1 pseudogene is annotated in these 238 nt (G+C 39.9%); it reads left to right on the top strand.

Features of this window, described 5'->3' with window-relative positions:
- Nucleotides 1–238, top strand: a pseudogene (locus tag VJI94_RS08800) (chromate transporter); the annotation flags it as partial.

Genomic DNA, 238 nt, shown 5'->3' with positions numbered 1-238 from the left:
AGCCGGATTTTTTGCTTTATTGCTTGCGTATACCCGCCATAATAAACAGCAGATGCTACAGGGTTTTCTTCCCTTTACTTTTCTGCAAATCAGCAGTACTTCCATCCTGCCAGCCTCGCATGCAACACTATTCTGGATTTTTTTAAAAATTGGGGCTATACTGTATGGAAGTGGTTATGTATTATTTGCATTTCTGGATACAGAATTAGTAGCAACAGGGCTTTTAACCAGGCAAGAA

The sequence above is a fragment of the Parvimonas sp. D9 genome (assembly GCF_035282565.1).
Lineage (GTDB): Bacteria > Bacillota > Clostridia > Tissierellales > Peptoniphilaceae > Parvimonas > Parvimonas micra.
This window is presented reverse-complemented; position numbering and strand designations above follow the sequence as displayed.